Origin of the sequence: Massilia sp. MS-15 (genome assembly GCF_020176695.1) — a bacterium.
Taxonomy (GTDB): domain Bacteria; phylum Pseudomonadota; class Gammaproteobacteria; order Burkholderiales; family Burkholderiaceae_D; genus Telluria; species Telluria hydrophila.
The window spans coordinates 32,989-51,477 of record NZ_JAIWIA010000009.1 but is presented as its reverse complement, the minus strand read 5'-3'; the positions used below and the strand labels follow the sequence as shown (position 1 = coordinate 51,477).

General features: G+C 65.0%; 15 protein-coding genes. 14 read left to right on the top strand and 1 reads right to left on the bottom strand.

Annotated features, from left to right (window positions below; all coding sequences use genetic code 11):
- Positions 1-122: 122 nt before the first annotated feature.
- A complete protein-coding gene (locus LCI23_RS05290) occupies positions 123-1,136 on the top strand; it encodes a glucokinase (RefSeq protein ID WP_224945073.1) in 1,014 nt (337 codons plus the stop codon).
- Positions 1,137-1,210: 74 nt separating this feature from the next.
- On the opposite strand, the gene LCI23_RS05285 is transcribed toward LCI23_RS05290, so the two are convergent.
- Positions 1,211-1,468, bottom strand: coding sequence for a hypothetical protein (locus LCI23_RS05285; protein ID WP_224945071.1), 258 nt, complete (start codon positions 1,466-1,468; stop codon positions 1,211-1,213).
- Between the two features lie 53 nt (positions 1,469-1,521).
- Between LCI23_RS05285 and scpB the strand changes: the two genes are divergently transcribed.
- The 13 genes from scpB (at position 1,522) to LCI23_RS05220 (ending at position 18,421) form a co-directional block, all read left to right on the top strand.
- On the top strand, positions 1,522-2,280 hold the full coding sequence (scpB, locus tag LCI23_RS05280; RefSeq protein ID WP_224945069.1) for an SMC-Scp complex subunit ScpB: 759 nt from the start codon (positions 1,522-1,524) through the stop codon (positions 2,278-2,280).
- On the top strand, positions 2,267-4,186 hold the full coding sequence (rluB, locus tag LCI23_RS05275; RefSeq protein ID WP_224945057.1) for a 23S rRNA pseudouridine(2605) synthase RluB: 1,920 nt from the start codon (positions 2,267-2,269) through the stop codon (positions 4,184-4,186). The genes scpB and rluB overlap by 14 nt, the downstream gene beginning before the upstream one ends.
- A gap of 107 nt (positions 4,187-4,293) precedes the next feature.
- Entirely contained in the window at positions 4,294-4,542 is a 249-nt protein-coding gene (locus tag LCI23_RS05270) for a hypothetical protein (RefSeq protein WP_224945056.1), read from the top strand.
- The gene (gene rimP, locus LCI23_RS05265) at positions 4,529-5,017 is read left to right on the top strand and encodes a ribosome maturation factor RimP (protein ID WP_224945055.1); all 489 of its coding nucleotides are present in this window, start codon (positions 4,529-4,531) and stop codon (positions 5,015-5,017) included. The genes LCI23_RS05270 and rimP overlap by 14 nt, the downstream gene beginning before the upstream one ends.
- Positions 5,014-6,579, top strand: coding sequence for a transcription termination factor NusA (nusA, locus tag LCI23_RS05260; RefSeq protein ID WP_224945053.1), 1,566 nt, complete (start codon positions 5,014-5,016; stop codon positions 6,577-6,579). The genes rimP and nusA overlap by 4 nt, the downstream gene beginning before the upstream one ends.
- A 46-nt stretch (positions 6,580-6,625) precedes the next feature.
- Complete coding sequence (gene infB, locus LCI23_RS05255) at positions 6,626-9,481, top strand: translation initiation factor IF-2 (RefSeq protein WP_224945052.1); 2,856 nt, start codon at positions 6,626-6,628, stop codon at positions 9,479-9,481.
- Between the two features lie 127 nt (positions 9,482-9,608).
- Positions 9,609-10,016, top strand: coding sequence for a 30S ribosome-binding factor RbfA (gene rbfA / locus LCI23_RS05250; protein WP_224945051.1), 408 nt, complete (start codon positions 9,609-9,611; stop codon positions 10,014-10,016).
- Positions 10,013-10,939 carry a tRNA pseudouridine(55) synthase TruB gene (truB, locus tag LCI23_RS05245; RefSeq protein ID WP_224945050.1) on the top strand — a complete coding sequence of 309 codons (927 nt, stop codon included), beginning with the start codon at positions 10,013-10,015 and terminating at the stop codon, positions 10,937-10,939. Before rbfA ends, truB begins: the two co-directional genes overlap by 4 nt.
- A gap of 153 nt (positions 10,940-11,092) precedes the next feature.
- Complete coding sequence (locus LCI23_RS05240; protein ID WP_224945045.1) at positions 11,093-12,118, top strand: S41 family peptidase; 1,026 nt, start codon at positions 11,093-11,095, stop codon at positions 12,116-12,118.
- A 321-nt stretch (positions 12,119-12,439) separates the two neighbouring features.
- A complete protein-coding gene (gene typA / locus LCI23_RS05235; RefSeq protein ID WP_036248654.1) occupies positions 12,440-14,278 on the top strand; it encodes a translational GTPase TypA in 1,839 nt (612 codons plus the stop codon).
- Positions 14,279-14,549: 271 nt separating this feature from the next.
- Positions 14,550-15,095, top strand: coding sequence for a porin family protein (locus LCI23_RS05230; protein ID WP_224945044.1), 546 nt, complete (start codon positions 14,550-14,552; stop codon positions 15,093-15,095).
- Positions 15,096-15,256: 161 nt separating this feature from the next.
- Positions 15,257-16,285, top strand: a complete 1,029-nt coding sequence (dusA, locus tag LCI23_RS05225) for a tRNA dihydrouridine(20/20a) synthase DusA (RefSeq protein ID WP_224945043.1) — start codon at positions 15,257-15,259, stop codon at positions 16,283-16,285.
- Positions 16,286-16,630: 345 nt separating this feature from the next.
- Positions 16,631-18,421 carry a methyl-accepting chemotaxis protein gene (locus tag LCI23_RS05220; protein WP_224945042.1) on the top strand — a complete coding sequence of 597 codons (1,791 nt, stop codon included), beginning with the start codon at positions 16,631-16,633 and terminating at the stop codon, positions 18,419-18,421.
- The last annotated feature ends 68 nt before the right edge of the window (positions 18,422-18,489 follow it).

Below are 18,489 nucleotides of genomic sequence, written 5' to 3'. Positions count from 1 at the left end.
TCGTGTATGAAACCGATACAGCGATAGCAGCCCTTACTGCAGATGTACCTAAACTACAGAATGTACTTGTAAGAGTACTACAAAGTTTAGTAAGCTTGGTCATCGCTCCTTCATTAGCTGCAATGACCGCCTTCTCTTCCAGCCCCGATCCTGTCTCCATTGCCCACGCCGGCGGCGCGCGCCTGCTTGCCGATATTGGCGGCACCAACGCCCGCTTTGCGCTGGAGAGCGGCCGGGGGTGCTTCGAAGCCATCGAGGTCCTGTCCTGCCAGCAGTACCCGACTCTGGCCGATGCGATACGCGCTTATCTGGCGCTGCCTTCGGTGGACGGTGTGAGCAGTGGCATCCGCCACGCCGCGATCGCCATCGCCAATCCGGTGACCGGGGACCAGGTCCGCATGACCAATCACCACTGGGCCTTCTCGATCGAGGCGCTGCGCCAGGAGTGCGGTTTCGACACCCTGCTGGTTGTTAACGATTTCTCGGCGCTGGCGCGTTCGCTGCCGCACCTGGGCGAGCACAGGCGCCAGGTCGGCGGTGGCGCACCCGTGCCGGACGCTCCGCTCGGCCTGCTGGGCGCCGGCACCGGCCTCGGCGTGTCGGGCCTGATCCCCTGCGGCGCCAGCTGGACCGCGCTGCGCAGCGAGGGCGGCCACATCAGCTTCTCGCCGGTGGACGAGACCGAGGTCGCGATCCTGCAGTACGCCTGGCGCGAATTCCCGCATGTCTCGAGCGAGCGCCTGCTGTCGGGCGCCGGCGTGGAGCTGATCTACCGCGCGCTGAGCGAGCGGGCAGGGCGGCCCGACAGCCTGGCCGCGCCGGAAATCTCGCGCCGCGCGCTGGCCGGCGAGTGCGCCGTGTGCGACGCGGTGCTGGAAGCCTTCTGCGGCATGCTCGGCACCGCGGCCGGCAACCTCGCCATCACCCTGGGCGCCCAGGGCGGCGTCTACATCGGCGGCGGCATCGTGCCGCGCCTGGGCGAGCGTTTCGTGGCATCGTCGTTCCGCCGCCGCTTCGAGCACAAGGGGCGCTTCAGCGCCTACCTGGCCCAGGTGCCGACCTACGTGATCACGGCCGAGTACCCGGCTTTCCTGGGTGTGTCGGCGATTCTGTCGGAAAAACTGGGCGCCGCTTGACCCGAAAGGGCAAAGTCTGCGCGGCAGGCGCCGTCAGCTTGTCCGTTTCCGTGTTTTATCGGTTACAATGGCCGTCAGTTGTCGGAAATGCCGCCGTCCGTTCGCCTGCCTGCGCCGCATCCCGGGAAGCCAGCCTTCCTGACGGGCAGTTCACCGGCGCCGCGTTTCGCCTGAAAGACCAGCAGCTTGCACCCGCCTGACACGCGGGCAGCCGTGATGGGCGCCAGTCCCGTCACCTTTGTCAGCCCGGCGCATTCCGGCCCGGGCCACGGATTCCAGAGTTTTTCGCGCAGCACCTTCGCACCGCGGCCGGTTTCGGCGCGTGCTGGCATCCGCCAACCGGTTAGAGATTGATGTGTGCATTCGAGCGTGATGACACCGCGATATGAATACTGACGAGGCCAAGCGCGTCCTCGAGACCGCCCTGCTGTGCGCGCGCGAGCCCTTGACGATCCATGGCATGAAGAAATTGTTTGCCGAAGTCGATGCCCATGGACGCCAGCTGAACGCGGGCGTCGGTAGCGACACGATCAAGATCTTGCTGGAAGAATTACGCCAGGACTGGCAGGGGCGCGGCATCGAGATCGTCAGCCTGGCTTCTGGCTGGCGTTTCCAGAGCCGGCCCGAGATGAAGCCCTATCTCGAGCGCCTGGCGCCGGAGAAGCCGCCGAAGTATTCGCGGGCGACGCTGGAGACGCTCGCGATCATCGCCTACCGCCAGCCGGTGACGCGCGGCGATATCGAGGAGATCCGCGGCGTGGCCGTGAACTCGCAGACCATCAAGCTGCTCGAGGACCGCGGATGGATCGACGTGCTTGGCCACCGCGAGGTGGTGGGGCGGCCGGCGCTGCTGGGTACCACCAAGGCTTTCCTGGACGACCTCGGGCTGGCCTCGCTGTCGCAGCTGCCGCCGCTGCAGGCGGCCGGCGACGGCCCCGACAGCCGCAGCCTGGAAGCGCTGGAAGCGGCATTGAACGAGAATTTTGACAGGGCGCCCGCGCTGGCGGACGCCGACGAGACAGATACGGAAACTGGTGCGATGGCGCCCGAGGTCCCGACTTTTGACCCCAATCTTGACCATGAGTCGGCGGCAGCCGCTGGGCCGGGTCAGCACAATAAAGATACGAACGATGAACCCAACTGAACCGAACGACAAGCCCGTCGACGCCGAAGGCGCTCCCGCCAAACCCAAGCGCAGCCGCAAGCCGGCAGCGTCTGCTGCCATTGCGGCCGAGCCGCAGGACGCGAGCGCGCCGGAAAGCGCGCAGCCGGAAACGGCCAAGCCGAAGCGCACCCGCAAGGCCGCCGTGAAGGCCCCGGCCGATGCCGTTGCCGCCACCACCGCGGCTAGCGCCGCGGCCGAATCCACGGACTCGGCTGCCGCCAGGCCCCGCAAGAGCCGCGCCAAGGCCGCCACCGTGCCCGCCACCGAGCCGTTGGCTGCCGCCGAAGCGCCGGCCACGGCAGTGGAAGGCGAGCAGCGCAAGCCGCGCGGTCCGCGCCAGATGCGCGAAAAGCGCCAGGAGCGTGAGGCGCGCCAGCAGGAGCAGGCCGCCGTCGCGCCCGTGACGGCCGCTGCGGCTCCGTCCGCGGTCCCGGTTGCAGACGCTTCCGGCGAAGCCGCCCCGGCACAGCCCGAGGGCAGGCGCGAAGGACGCGGCCGCAACCAGCAGGGCAAGCGCGGCCAGCAGGGCGGGCAACAGGCCCAGCCGGGGCAGCAGAACGCCAGGGGCGGCAAGCCGGGCCAGCCGGGCAGGCTGGGCGGCAAGCAGGATGGCAAGCAGCGCGGCAAGGCCAACGATGCCGACGCCGTGTTCTCGTTCGTGACCTCGGACGCCTTCGACGCCAACGAGGGCGGCCGTGGCCAGGGCCAGAGCAAGCCCGCGCGCCGCGACCTGACCGCCGACGACGACGCGCCGAAGCTGCACAAGGTGCTGGCCGAGGCCGGCCTGGGCTCGCGCCGCGACATGGAAGAACTGATCATTGCCGGCCGCGTGTCGGTGAACGGCGAGCCGGCCCACATCGGCCAGCGCATCCTGCCGACCGACGCGGTGCGCATCAACGGCAAGCTGATCCAGCGCCGCGTGAACAACAGCAAGCCGCCGCGCGTGCTGGTGTACCACAAGCCGGCCGGCGAGATCGTCAGCCACGACGATCCGGAAGGCCGTCCGTCCGTGTTCGACCGCCTGCCGACCATGAAGACCGGCAAGTGGCTGGCCGTGGGCCGCCTCGACTTCAATACCGAGGGCCTGCTGTTGTTTACGACCTCGGGCGACCTTGCCAATCGCCTGATGCACCCGCGCTACAACATCGACCGCGAATACGCGGTACGCACCCTGGGCGTGCTGGAAGAAGGCATGCGCCAGAAACTGCTGGCCGGCGTCGAGCTCGACGACGGCCTGGCCTCGTTCTCGAAAGTCCAGGACGGCGGCGGCGAAGGCATCAACCGCTGGTACCGCGTGGTCATCGGCGAGGGCCGCAACCGCGAGGTGCGCCGCATGTTCGAGGCGGTCGGCCTGACCGTCTCGCGCCTGATCCGCACCCGCTACGGCGCCATGACCCTGCCGACCGGCCTCAAGCGCGGTCGCTGGGAAGAACTGCAGGAAAACGACGTGCGCGCCCTGATGGCCGCGTTCGGCGTCGAGAAGAAGGGCGGCGAAGCCAAGGGCAAGGCGGGCGGCAAGGGCCAGCGCGACGACGCGCGCCGCTCGGACGGCAACCGCATCGACCGCGCCGACGCCAACCGCAACGTGGACCCCTTCGGTCCGCCGGTGGTGCGCGCCGGTGTGCCGCGCCAGCAGGGCCTGGGCCAGCCGGGCTTTGGCAGCGGCGCGGGCCGCGGCCAGGGGCAAGGGCAGGGCGCCGGCAAGGGCAAGGGCCGCGGCGGCAGCAATGCCAGCCCGTTCGGCGCCAAGACCAGCAACCGTCCCAAGCAGCCGGATCCGCTGCAGACCACCTTCGGCTTTGCCGGTACCGGCGGTGGGCGCCGGGGCGGCCAGGGCCCGCGCGGTTCCGAGCACGGCCTGCCGCGCCGCGGCCGCCGCGGCTGAGTGCCGGGACGGACGGCCTGCCGTTCGTCCGCTCGGTGACATTTGAATTACGGAGAAATTTCCGTAACGATGGGCACGCAATGCTGCAATGCCGTAGAATGCAGCCCATGCCCGCTATGGTCATCCTGCCAACTGTTGCTTTTCTCGCCAGCGCCTGTCCCATTTTTGGCCTGGCGATTGCGAGCAGGGCGGGAACACTGTATAATTTGCAGCCTAATCAAAGTTCTTCCCAGTATTTTCTTGGTGCAAGTGCTTTCATCTGGTTGGGTTGTGAATACAAAAAGATGGGCAGATGCCCATTTTTTTTTTGTTATTTCGATTTACGAGTCGTGGAGAAGCGCCGTGCAGCAGTTTGAACTTATCGCCAAGACAGTCGGTGGCCTCGGCTACGAACTCGTGGATGTCGAGCGGGGCGAACGCGGCATCCTGCGCGTGTACATCGACTTTCCCGCCGACGTCGTGGAAGAGAAGGGCCCGATCACGGTCGAGGACTGCGCCACGGTCAGCCACCAGTTGACGCACGTGTTCACCGTCGAGAATGTGGATTACGAACGGCTGGAAGTATCGTCGCCGGGCCTCGATCGCCCGGTACGGACCCTGGCCGACTTTGCGCGCTTCGCCGGGCACGAATGCACGGTGAAACTGCGGGCCGCGATGCCGGGCACCGCGAACCGGAAAACCTTCACCGGTATCCTGCGCGGCGTCGAGGGCGACAAGGTCGGTCTGGAATTTGATAATAAAGATGGCGCAGCGTTGTTGGAATTTACGCTGGCCGAATTGGACAAGGCACGCCTGGTGCCACAGGTGGATTTTAGGAGTCGCAAAGCATGAGTCGCGAAATTTTATTGCTGGTGGATGCGCTCGCGCGCGAAAAGAACGTCGATAAGGAAGTGGTTTTCGGAGCGCTCGAATTCGCGCTCGCGCAAGCCACGAAAAAACGCTATGAAGGCGAGGTCGACATTCGCGTGAGCATCGATCGCGACACCGGCGAATTCGAGACCTTCCGCCGCTGGCACGTCGTTCCCGACGACGCCGGCCTGCAGCTGCCCGACCAGGAAATCCTGCATTTCGAAGCCGTGGAACAGATCCCGGACATCGAAGTGGACGAATACATCGAAGACCCGATCGAGTCGGTCGAGTTCGGCCGCCGCTTTGCCCAGGACACCAAGCAGGTCGTGCTACAGCGCGTGCGCGATGCCGAGCGCGAGCAGATCCTGCAAGACTTCCTCGAGCGCGGCGACTCGCTCGTGACCGGCACCATCAAGCGCATGGAGCGCGGCGATGCCATCGTGGAATCGGGCAAGATCGAAGCGCGCCTGCCGCGCGACCAGATGATCCCGAAAGAGAACCTGCGTATCGGCGACCGCGTCCGTGCCTACATCCTGCGCGTGGACCGCAACATGCGCGGCCCGCAGGTGATCCTGTCGCGCACCGCGCCGGAATTCATCATGAAGCTGTTCGAGCTGGAAGTGCCGGAGATCGAACAGGGCCTCCTGCAGATCAAATCGGCTGCCCGTGATGCCGGCGTGCGCGCCAAGATCGCCGTGTTCACCGCGGACAAGCGCATCGATCCGATCGGCACCTGCGTCGGCATGCGCGGTTCGCGCGTGCAGGCCGTGACCGGCGAGCTGGGCGGCGAGCGCGTGGACATCGTGCTGTGGTCGGACGATCCGGCCCAGTTCGTCATCGGCGCCCTGGCCCCGGCCAACGTCTCCTCGATCATGGTCGATGAAGACAAGCACGCCATGGATGTGGTGGTCGACGAAGAAAACCTGGCGATCGCGATCGGCCGTTCGGGCCAGAACGTGCGCCTGGCCTCGGAGCTGACCGGCTGGAAGATCAACATCATGACGGCCGAGGAATCGGCGAATAAGGTGGCCCAGGAAACCGCTGCGATCCGCACCCTGTTCATGGAAAAACTGGACGTCGACCAGGAAGTGGCCGACATCCTGGTGGACGAAGGTTTCTCGAGCCTTGAAGAAATCGCGTACGTCCCGATTTCCGAAATGCTGGAAATCGAGTCCTTCGACGAGGACACCGTCAACGAGCTGCGCACCCGCGCCCGTGACGCGCTGGTGACCGAAGCGATCGCTTCCGAAGAAGGCCTCGAAGGGATGGAAGAAGCCCTCGTGAACCTGGAAGGCATGGACCGCACCACCGCCGGCAAGCTTGGCCTGGCCGGGATCAAGACGGTCGAAGCCTTTGCGGCACTCGCCTATGACGAATTCGGCGCCATCCTGGCGCTGTCGTCGGACCGTGCCCGCGACCTGATCAAGAATGAATTTAACGATGTGACCGACGAAGAGATGAAGCTGGTCGACAGCAAATACGATGACCGCGCCAAGGCGCTGCAGGCGAAAGCCTGGAGCCTGGCAGAAACGGCCAAGGCGTAATTTGCAAATCTTTATCATCTCAGCGACACATAGAAAAGAGGACTGAATGGCGAGTAACAACGTAGCCCAATTTGCCACCGAACTGAAGATGCCCGCAGACCTGCTGCTGACACAGCTGCGCTCGGCCGGCGTCGAAAAAAGTTCGACGTCAGATCCCTTGTCGAAAGATGATAAGGACAAGCTGCTGAACCACCTGCGCCGTACCCACGGCGCCGCCGATACCGGCGAAAAGAAGAAGATCACGGTGACCCGCAAGGAAACCACCGAGATCAAGCAGGCTGACGCCAGCGGCAAGTCGCGCACCATCCAGGTCGAAGTGCGCAAGAAGCGCACCTTCGTGCAGCGCGACGACCTGGTCACTACCCCGAAGGCGGAAGCCGCCCCGGTGATCGATGCCGCCGAGCAGGCGCGCCGCGAAGAAGAAGCGCGCCGCCAGTCCGAGCTGATCGCCCGCCAGGAAGCGGACCTGCGTGAAAAGCAGGAACGCCTGGCCAAGCTGGAGGCGGAAGAAGCCGCCAACGCCAAGGCGGCCGCGGAGGAAGCCAAGCGCGACGCGGCCGAGAAGGCCAAGCGCGAAGCCGCGGAAGCCGCCGCAGCCGCCAAGGCCGCCTCGAGCGCCTCGGCACCGGCTGCGCCGGTGTCGGCGGCCGCCGAGGAAGCTGCCCAGGCCGCTGCCGCGGAAGCGAAGAAGCGCTCCGAGGAAGCTGCCAAGGAAGCCGCCGAACGCGCAGCCGCCACCGAGCGCGCGCGCAAGGCCGTGGCCGACGAAGTGGCCCAGATCAAGCTCATGATGAGCCAGCCGCGCCGCGTCATCAAGGCGCCGGAACCGGTCGCCAAGCCGGCCGCGCCGGCCGCGGCCGCGGGCACCCTGCACAAGCCGGCGGCATCGGCCGACAAGAAGCCGGGCGACGCCAAGCCGGGCGACAAGAAGCCGGGCGACAAGAAATCGATCAAGTCGGCGAACGTTTCCTCGACCTGGTCCGACGACGCCAAGAAGCGCGGCGCGCCGAGCGGCCCGAAAGGCCGTGGCGGCCCGGGCACCGGCGGCGGCCGCGACGGCTGGCGTGCGGGTGGCCGCAGCGGTGGCCGCCGTTCCTCGCACAACGAGGACCGCGAATCGAACTTCCAGGCGCCGACCGAAGCCATCGTGCGTGAAGTCCACGTGCCGGAAACCATCACCGTGGCCGAACTGGCGCACAAGATGTCGGTCAAGGCATCCGAGGTCATCAAGCAGCTGATGAAGCTGGGCCAGATGTGCACCATCAACCAGGTGCTGGACCAGGAAACCGCGATGATCCTGGTGGAAGAGATGGGCCACAAGGCCTTCCCGGCCGCCGTGGACGATCCGGAAGCACTGCTGGCCGACCAGGGCGAACACGCCGAGTTCGAAGCCAAGCCGCGCGCACCGGTCGTGACCGTCATGGGCCACGTCGACCACGGCAAGACCTCGCTGCTGGACTACATCCGCCGCGCCAAGGTCGCTGCGGGCGAAGCCGGCGGCATTACCCAGCACATCGGCGCCTACCACGTGGACACCCCGCGCGGCATGGTCACCTTCCTGGATACCCCGGGTCACGAAGCCTTCACGGCGATGCGTGCCCGCGGTGCGAAAGCGACCGACATCGTCATCCTGGTGGTGGCGGCGGACGACGGCGTGATGCCGCAGACCAAGGAGGCGATCGCCCACGCGAAGGCCGCCGGCGTGCCGCTGGTGGTGGCGATCAACAAGATCGACAAGCCGGGCGCCAACACCGACCGCGTCACCCAGGAACTGGTGGCCGAAGGCGTGGTGCCGGAAGAATACGGTGGCGATTCGCCGTTCGTGCCAGTGTCGGCCAAGATCGGTACCGGTATCGACGACCTGCTGGAACAGGTGCTGCTGCAGGCCGAGGTGCTGGAACTGACCGCGCCGAGCGACGCCCCGGCCCGCGGCCTGGTGGTCGAAGCCCGTCTGGACAAGGGCCGCGGCCCGGTCGCGACGATCCTGGTGCAGTCGGGCACCCTGAAGCGCGGCGACGTCGTGCTGGCCGGTTCCTCGTTCGGCCGCGTCCGTGCGATGCTCGACGAGAACGGCAAGCCGGTGAGCGAAGCCGGTCCGTCGATCCCGGTCGAGATCCAGGGCCTGACCGAAGTGCCGAGCGCCGGTGAAGAAGCGATGGTGATGGCCGACGAGCGCAAGGCGCGCGAAATCGCCCTGTTCCGTCAAGGCAAGTTCCGCGACGTCAAACTGGCGAAGCAGCAGGCCGCCAAGCTGGAGAACATGTTCGACCAGATGGCCGAAGGCGAAGTCAAGAACCTGCCGCTCATCGTCAAGACCGATGTGCAGGGTTCGCAGGAAGCGCTGGTCGGTTCGCTGCAGAAGCTGTCGACCTCGGAAGTGCGGGTCCAGATCGTCCACGCGGCGGTCGGTGGCATCACCGAGTCGGACGTCAACCTGGCGGTGGCCTCGAAAGCGGTCATCATCGGCTTCAATGCCCGTGCCGACGCGTCGGCGCGCAAGGTGGCCGAGGCGAATGGCGTCGACATCCGTTACTACAGCATCATTTACGATGCGATCGACGAGATCAAGACGGCACTGTCGGGCATGCTGGCGCCGGAGAAGCGCGAGACCGTCACGGGCCAGGTGGAAATCCGCCAGGTCATCATGGTGTCGAAGGTCGGCGCGATCGCGGGCTGCCTGGTCACCGATGGCGTGGTCAAGCGGTCCTCGTCGGTCCGCCTTCTGCGCAACAACATCGTCGTGTGGACTGGCGAGATCGACTCGCTCAAGCGCTTCAAGGACGATGCCAAGGAAGTGCGCGCGGGCCTCGAGTGCGGCCTGTCGCTGAGGAACATGAACGAAATCCAGGTCGGCGACGTCCTGGAGGTGTTCGAAGTCACCGAAGTGGCGCGTACGCTGTAATTTCGACTTTGGGCGTAGCATGAGGGCCAGGACGCTTCGCGGCGAATGCCGCGGAGGGCCTGGCCCTTGTTTTTGGCCCTTGTCTTTGGTCGTTCCCCCCCCTCACAAGAACAACATCCGCAACATCATGGCAAAACACAGCAAAAGCATTCCCCAGCGCGGTCTGCGCGTGGCCGACCAGATCCAGAAAGACCTGTCGGAACTGATCGCCTTCGAACTGAAGGATCCGCGGGTCGGCATGGTGACCATCAGCGAAGTCAAGCTGACGCCGGACTATGCCCACGCCAAGGTCTATTTCACCCTGCTCAAGGACAGCCCGGAGGAAGTGAAGCAGACCCTGGAAGGCTTGACCAAGGCTTCCGGCTACCTGCGCAACCTGCTCGGCAAGCGGCTCCACATCCACACCCTGCCGCAACTGCATTTCGTGCACGACACCTCGACCACGCGCGGCCTGGCGATGTCGGCCCTGATCGACCAGGCGAACGCCGTCCGTGCGGCCGACTTTGGCCAGGACGAAGATTCGGACAGCGAGTGAATTCCCGCCCCATCAAGAAGCCACGCGACCCTGTCGACGGCGTGCTGCTGCTGGACAAGCCGGTCGGCCTGTCCTCCAACGACGCGCTGATCAAGGCCAAGCGCGTGTTCAACGCGAAGAAGGCCGGCCACACCGGCACCCTGGACCCGTTCGCCACCGGCCTGCTGCCGCTGTGCTTCGGCGAAGCGACCAAGTTCTCGGAGGACCTGCTGGAAGCGGACAAGACCTACGAGGCGACCGTCCACCTGGGCATCATGACCACTACCGGCGACACCGAGGGCGAGATCATCGAGCAGCGCGAGGTGGATGTCACGCGCGAGGGGATCGAAGCGGCGCTGGCGCGCTTCCGCGGTCCGATCTTCCAGGTGCCGCCGATGTATTCGGCACTCAAGCGCGACGGCAAGGCGCTGTACGAATATGCGCGCGAAGGCATCACGCTGGAACGCGAGGCGCGGCCGGTGACCATCCACGGCCTGTCGCTGGTCGAGTACAAGGCCCCTTTCCTGAAGATCCTGGTTACCTGCAGCAAGGGCACCTATGTGCGCGTGCTGGGCGAGGACATCGGCGCCGCGCTCGGCTGCGGCGCGCACCTGAACGCGCTGCGCCGGGTGCAGGTGGGGGCGCTCACGGTCGAGCGCATGATCAGCCTGGAAGACCTGCAGGCGCATCCGGACCCGCTCTCGCTGCTGGCCCCGGTCGACGCGCTGCTGTCGAGCTTTCCGGCGGTCGTGCTCACGCCCGAACTGGCCAAGCGTTTCCTGAACGGCCAGCGCCTGGCGCTCGGCAAGGAAGACGTCAGCCTGCCGGCCGGACTGGGCCGGGTACGGGTCTACCTGGACAGCAAGCTGCTGGGCACCGCCAAGCTGCAGGAATACGGGATCCTGGCTCCGGAGCGGCTGATCGCGGTACAGCCGGCGGCTTAGCGGCGCATATTCGGCACATATCCGGCGCATGTCCGGCACAGGGCGCCGGACATCCAGGGCTTGTCCGCGGACGGCCCGGCGCAGCCTTCTCGCTGGGGGAGCCCCCTGGCACGGCGTTTGCAGTGGAAAGTTGACCAACTACGGGAGACTTTCATGCAACGCTATTTTCCACGCGCGGTCCTGCTGGCCGCATCCCTGCTGAGCTGCTCCATCCTGCACGCCGCCGCCCCGGCCGAACGTGATCGCGTGGTCGACGAGGTCCTGGCGCGCATCAAGGACGAATATGTCCATCCCGACCGCTATCCGGCGATCGAAGCCAATGTGCGCAGGCACCAGCGGCAGGGCGCGTATACCGCCGCGCCGGCGGACGAGGAGTTCGCCAGACTGCTCACCGGCCACCTGCAGGAGATCACGCATGACAAGCACATGAGCATCCGCTACCAGCCGAACGTGCGCGCCCTGCGCCCCACGGCGAACGCCAGCACGGCCGCCAAGCGCGAGCAGGAGCGTCGCGAGAACTACGGCTTGCGCAAGGTCGAGATCCTGCCAGGGAACGTCGGCTACCTGGAGATCCATCATTTCCATGACGATGCCGACCTGGTGGAAGCAAGCTATGCGGCCGCGATGGCCTTCCTGGCCCATACCGACGCCCTGATCATCGACTTGCGCGCCAACCGCGGCGGCGGGGAAGCCATGCTACTGCTGGCGAGTTATTTCTTCGATCGTGAGCGAGCTTTGATGGAATTGCGCTACCGCGGCAGGCCACCGATGCAGGCATCGACCCGGGCCACCGTCGCCGGCCCGCGCTACCTCGGCAAGCCGGTGTATGTGCTGACCTCGAACCGCACCTTTTCAGCCGGCGAAGCCTTTTCCTATTCGATGCGCAGCCTGAAGCGCGCGACCCTGGTCGGCGCCACCACCCGTGGCGGCGGCAATCCGGTCACGCTGCAGCCCTTGCGAGACAACTACCTGCTGTCGGTGCCCATCGGCGAATCCGTCAGCCCGGTCGATGGCGGCGGCTGGGAAGGCAAGGGGGTCACACCCGACCTGGAGGTGGAAGACGGCAGGACGCTGGAGGTCGCCCACCGGCAAGCCCTGGAGCGCTTGCGCGAGACTGCCAGGGACGAGGGACAGCGCGCCAGCCTGGCCGGGCAGATCGAGGCGCTCGGCAAGAGCTGAAGTCGATACAGGTTACCGCGAGCGGCGCGCCTTGAAAAGCATGCCCGCATCCCCACCTGGAGTCCTGTTCCGGAATGGGCGGCAGCACGCCGCCCGGCGGCGTCCGGACCCATCTTTCGTATCGCTACCCCGCCGCCCACGCGCCCTGCCGTTCCATCCGTGCGTCGATTCGACCCGGATGCGTCGAAAAAGACGCCTTGTTTTCCGCTGCAACGCAGCAAGCCCCGATAAGCGTGCTATAGTAGCGGGTTACGGAAATCGGTAATGCGTTCCATCGTCGCCGCTCCATCCATCACGCAACATTCACTGTTGAATACACACATGTCAGACACCAAACGCGCAATTCGTAATATTGCAATCATCGCCCACGTTGACCACGGCAAGACCACCCTGGTCGACCAGCTTCTGCGCCAGTCGGGCACCTTCCGTGAAAACCAGGCGGTGGACACCCGCGTGATGGACTCGAACGACCTCGAAAAGGAACGTGGCATCACGATTCTGTCGAAGAACTGCGCGGTCGAGTACGAAGGCACCCACATTAACATCGTCGATACCCCCGGCCACGCCGACTTCGGCGGCGAAGTCGAGCGCGTGCTGTCGATGGTGGACTCGGTGCTGCTGCTGGTCGATGCCCAGGAAGGCCCGATGCCGCAGACCCGCTTCGTGACCCGCAAGGCGCTGGCCCTGGGCCTCAAGCCGATCGTCGTCGTCAACAAGATCGACCGTCCGGGCGCGCGCGCCGACTGGGCGATCAACCAGACCTTCGAGCTGTTCGACAAGCTCGGCGCCACCGACGAGCAGCTGGACTTCCCGATCGTCTACGCCTCGGGCCTGAACGGCTACGCCGGCATGGACGAAAGCGTGCGCGGCGGCGACATGAAGCCGCTGTTCGACGCCATCCTGAAATATGTGCCGGTGCGTGACGACAACCCGGACGGCCCGCTGCAGATGCAGATCACCTCGCTGGACTATTCCTCGTACGTCGGCAAGATCGGCATCGGCCGCATCAACCGCGGCCGCGTGCGTCCTGGCATGGACGTGCTGGTCGTGAACGGCCAGGACGACAAGAACCCGATCAAGGGCCGCATCAACCAGGTGCTGAACTTCAAGGGCCTGGAGCGCGTGCAGGTGGAAGAAGCGGTCGCCGGCGACATCGTCCTGATCAACGGTATCGAAGACATCGGCATCGGCGTGACCGTGACCGCGCCGGACGTGCCGGAAGCGCTGCCGATGCTGACCGTCGACGAGCCGACCCTGACCATGAACTTCATGGTCAACACCTCGCCGCTGGCCGGCCGCGAAGGCAAGTTCGTCACCAGCCGCCAGCTGCGCGAGCGCCTGGAGCGCGAACTGAAGGCCAACGTGGCGCTGCGCGTGCTGCCGACCGACGACGATACCATCTTCGAAGTGTCGGGCCGCGGCGAACTGCACCTGACCATTCTGCTGGAAAACATGCGTCGTGAAGGCTTCGAGCTGGCCGTGTCGCGTCCACGAGTTGTCTTCAAGGAAATCGATGGCGTCAAGTGCGAGCCGTACGAGAACCTGACCGTCGACGTGGAAGAAGTGAACCAGGGCGGCGTGATGGAAGAGCTGGGCCGCCGCCGTGGCGACCTGCAGAACATGGAATCGGACGGCAAGGGCCGTGTCCGTCTCGAATACCTGATCCCGGCGCGTGGCCTGATCGGCTTCCAGGGCGAATTCATGACCCTGACCCGCGGCACCGGCCTGATGAGCCACGTGTTCCACGAGTACGCACCGGTCGACAACACCAAGGGCGACCTGGCCGGCCGCCGCAACGGCGTGCTGATCTCGCAGGACGATGGCGCCGCCGTCGCCTACGCGATCTGGAAACTGCAGGATCGCGGCCGCATGTTCGTCGAGCACAATACCCCGGTGTACGAAGGCATGATCATCGGCATCCACTCGCGCGACAACGACCTGGTCGTCAACCCGATCAAGGGCAAGCAGCTGACCAACGTGCGTTCGTCGGGTACCGACGAGGCGGTGCGCCTGGTGCCGCCGATCCAGATGTCGCTTGAATATGCCGTCGAGTTCATCGAAGACGACGAACTGGTCGAGATCACGCCGAAGTCGATCCGCCTGCGCAAGCGTTTCCTGAAGGAACACGAGCGCAAGAAAGCCAGCCGCGAAGGCGCATGATCGGATCTCAGGTTCCGCAAAAAACCCGCTGCTTGCAGCGGGTTTTTTATTATCGACCCTATCGCACGGTGTCGCGAGCCTTATGCGTCATGCATTTTCATCTATCGTCGGTGAACTGGCGAACATAAGTGCGGATATGGTCTTCATTTTGCATCTTGTTACAGTTCTTACCACTTGTTCCCTTGGGCGTAGGCGCAATCCTTGTTATTGTGATCACAACGCGATTCACTGGGAATTGCGACACAGTTCGAGATGATTGAAGGGAGTTAGTATGAAAAAGCTGATGATTGCCATGATCGCCACCGCTTCGGTCGCCACCGCCTTTGCCGGTAGCGCCCAGGCCCAGACCAACGCCGGCCGCGGCTATGTCGGCGCCGCCGCGGTGAGCGCCAAGAACACCACCCTGGATGCGCACAAGGCGGACGGCAAGCTGTTCGGTGGCTACCAGTTCGACGAGCGCCTTGGCGTGGAAGCGGGCTGGACCAACCATCACAAGACCGACTTCGCCGGTGCCAATGGCCTGCGCGGTAGCACCGAAGGCTACGGTACCTACGTCGCGGCCAAATACACGGTGCCGGTCAACGAACAGGTATCGGCTTACGGCAAGCTGGGCATTTCGCACAGCGAGCGCAAGCTCAGCAACAACCTGGGACAGCGTTTCAAGGACGATGACACCGGCGGCTACGGCGGCGTGGGCGTCGAGTACAAGCTGAACCAGAACGTGGCCCTCATGGCCGAGTACGAGCGTTATGGCAAGAGCAAGGCCTATGGCGCCAAGCCTGACGTCTGGAGCGTGGGCCTGAAGTACGGCTTCTAAGCCAGACTCCGCTGCTCGGCGAGAAAGCTCCTGCGTGCCCCGGCGCGCGGGAGCTTTTTTCATGCCAGGACACGGCGGCGCGCGCTGGAAAGCGGCAAGGCTGGCGGGTTTCGCTTATGATGTCGGGTTTTCCGGCAGCCGCCGGTGCTTCTTCGCCACCCATGAGTTCCCAGAATCCCGCCGCCGTCCTTCCTGCAACTTCGCTGCCGAGCCGCCGCCTGTCGGTGGCCCCGATGATGGACTGGACCGATCGCCACTGCCGCATGTTCCACCGCCAGATCACCCGCCACACCTGGTTGTATACGGAGATGGTCACCACCGGCGCCCTGGTCTATGGCGATGTCGAGCGCCACCTGCGCTACGACGGCGCCGAGCACCCGGTCGCCCTGCAGCTCGGCGGCAGCGATCCGGCCGACCTGGCCAGGAGTGCGAAGCTGGGCGAGCAGTGGGGCTATGACGAGATCAACCTGAACTGCGGCTGCCCGTCGGAGCGGGTGCAGAAGGGCGCCTTCGGCGCCTGCCTGATGGGCGAGCCGCAACTGGTGGCCGATTGCGTCAAGGCGATGCGCGATGCGGTGTCGGTCGACGTCACGGTCAAGCACCGCATCGGCATCGACTACAACGAGGAATACGGCTTCGTGCGCGACTTTGTCGGCACCATCGCCGATGCCGGTTGCCGTACCTTCATCGTGCATGCCCGCAACGCCGTGCTGAAGGGCCTGTCGCCCAAGGAAAACCGCGAGATCCCGCCGCTGCGCTACGAGGTGGCCTACCAGCTCAAGCGCGAGTTCCCGGCGCTCGAAATCCTCATCAATGGCGGCATCAGGACGGACGAGGAAATCGCCCTGCACCTGCAGCATGTCGATGGCGTGATGCTGGGGCGCGAGGCCTATCACAATCCCTGGGTAATGGCAGACTGGGATCGCCGCTTCCATGGCGACCTGGAGGCGCCAGTGAAGACCCGGCTGCAGGTACTGGAAGCGATGCTGCCCTATATCGCCGAGCAGCTGCGCCTGTATGGCCAGCATGGGCTAAAACTCAACAGCATCACACGCCACATGCTCGGCATCATGACCGGGCTGCCGGGCGCACGCGCGTTCCGCCAGCTGCTTTCCGATTCGAAAAAGCTCGCCAGTGGCGACCCGGCACTGCTGCTGGAGGCCGCCGCCCGCATGCCTGCCGCTGCCTGACTCCGCCCCCGGTTGCTCCCTCAAAAGCGTACCTGCGTACGCCTTTTTCTCATTTCCTGTCGGCAAATTGACACATTTCGTTGCGGAAATTGTAACGACAACGGTCAATAAGCTTGCCGTAAGGAAAGTCCACCCGCATAATTTCTCTCGTTCTTAAGATATTGATCTAGATCAATGTCGTTGTTGAGCTGAAACAAGTTCGGAGACTGCAGTCGATTTCGACTTTCCGGGCAGAATTTTTGATTTATCCTGTCGGAAATAACCGTAGCTATCCAACAGCCTACGGACGCGTCGCACGGCGCACGCACCGCGCGAATTCGATCAATAGATACAGGGAAGAACTGAATGGCTTTTTTGAATAACTTGAAGGTCGGTACCCGCCTGGTACTCGGCTTCGCGCTGGTCGTCATGCTGCTGATCGTGGTGACCGTGGTCGGTATCATGCGCATGGCCCAGATCCAGGATCGCCTGGACCAGGTTGTGAGCGTGAACAATGTCTCGACCGGTCTGGTGATCGACATGCGTAACAACGTGAGCGAGCGTGTCGCTTCGCTGCGCGTGCTGACCCTCATGACCGACCCGGCCGACATGGAACCGGAAATGGTCAAGTTCAAGGAGCAGACCCGCAAGTACGACGACGCCCAGAAGAAGCTGTCGGCCATCTTCGCCGCCCACGCTTCCGACAAGGAAAAGGCGCTGCTGGCCCAGATCAAGCAGTTCGAGGGTGAAGCCATGCCCGCCATCCAGAAGGCCTCGGATCTTTACCTGGCGAACAACGCGATGGACGCCACCCGCGTCATGATCCGCGAAGTGCGTCCGGTGCAGAAGAAGTGGACCGAAGCGCTCGACCAGCTCGCTGCGCTGGAAGACAAGCAGAATGCCCAGAGCAAGGCCGACGCCGAGTCGGAGTTCGTGAACGCCCGTAACTTCATGATCGGCATGCTGCTGACCGCCGTCGCCATGGGCGTGGCGGCAGCCTGGATGATCGCCCGCAGCCTGCGCAAGCAGCTCGGCGGCGAACCGGCCTACACCGCCCAGATCGCCGGCAGCATCGCCCACGGCGACCTGTCGATCGCGATCGAGACCGATGAGTCGGACCGTGGCAGCCTGCTGGTGGAAATGAAGGAAATGCGCAACAGCCTGGTCGGCATCGTCGAACAGGTGCGCCGCGGCACCGAAACCATTGGCACCGCATCGCGTGAAATCGCGGCCGGCAACATCGACCTGTCCTCGCGTACCGAATTGCAGGCCAGCTCGCTGGAAAAGACCGCCTCGGCCATGGAAGAGCTGACCTCGACCGTCAAGCAGAACGCCGACAACGCCCGCCAGGCGAACGCCCTGGCCGCGACTGCCTCGGACGTGGCGCGCAAGGGCGGCGAAGTGGTGTCGCAGGTGGTGGGCACCATGGGCGAGATCAACACCTCGGCCAGCAAGATCTCGGACATCATTGGCGTCATCGATGGCATCGCCTTCCAGACCAACATCCTGGCGCTGAACGCCGCGGTGGAAGCCGCCCGTGCCGGCGAACAGGGCCGCGGCTTCGCCGTGGTGGCCTCGGAAGTGCGCAACCTGGCCCAGCGTTCGGCTGCGGCTGCGAAAGAGATCAAGACACTGATCGGCGACTCCGTCGAGAAGGTCGAGCGCGGCAGCAAGCTGGTCGGCCAGGCCGGCGTGACGATGGATGAAGTGGTGACGAGCGTGAAGCGCGTGACCGACATCATGAGCGAGATCGCCAATGCCAGCGCCGAGCAGAGCGCCGGCATCGAACAGGTCAACCTGTCGATCATCGAGATGGACAGCATGACCCAGCAGAACGCCGCCCTGGTGGAAGAGGCCGCCGCCGCCGCGCAGAGCCTGCAGGACCAGGCGGACGAACTGACCCGCGTCGTCAGCATCTTCAAGCTGACCGAGGGCGAGAAGTACCAGGCCGAGGCGCCGGTTGCCGCGGCGCCGGTCGCCAGCACCGCCGTGGCGGTGCGTCCGGCAGCCGCCAAGCGTCCGGCACCGGCATTGAAGAAGCCGGCGGCCAGGAAGCCCGCCGCGGCCGCGGCCGACCCGGCCGATGCACCGGCCGCGCCTGCCGCCAAGGCCAAGAAGGCCGCCACCGTCGCCAGCGACGAGTGGGAAGAATTTTAAGAGAGAAGGCGCCGGCCTGCGGGCCGGCAAGCAGCAATCAAGACTGCCAAACCTGAACAACGACTTAT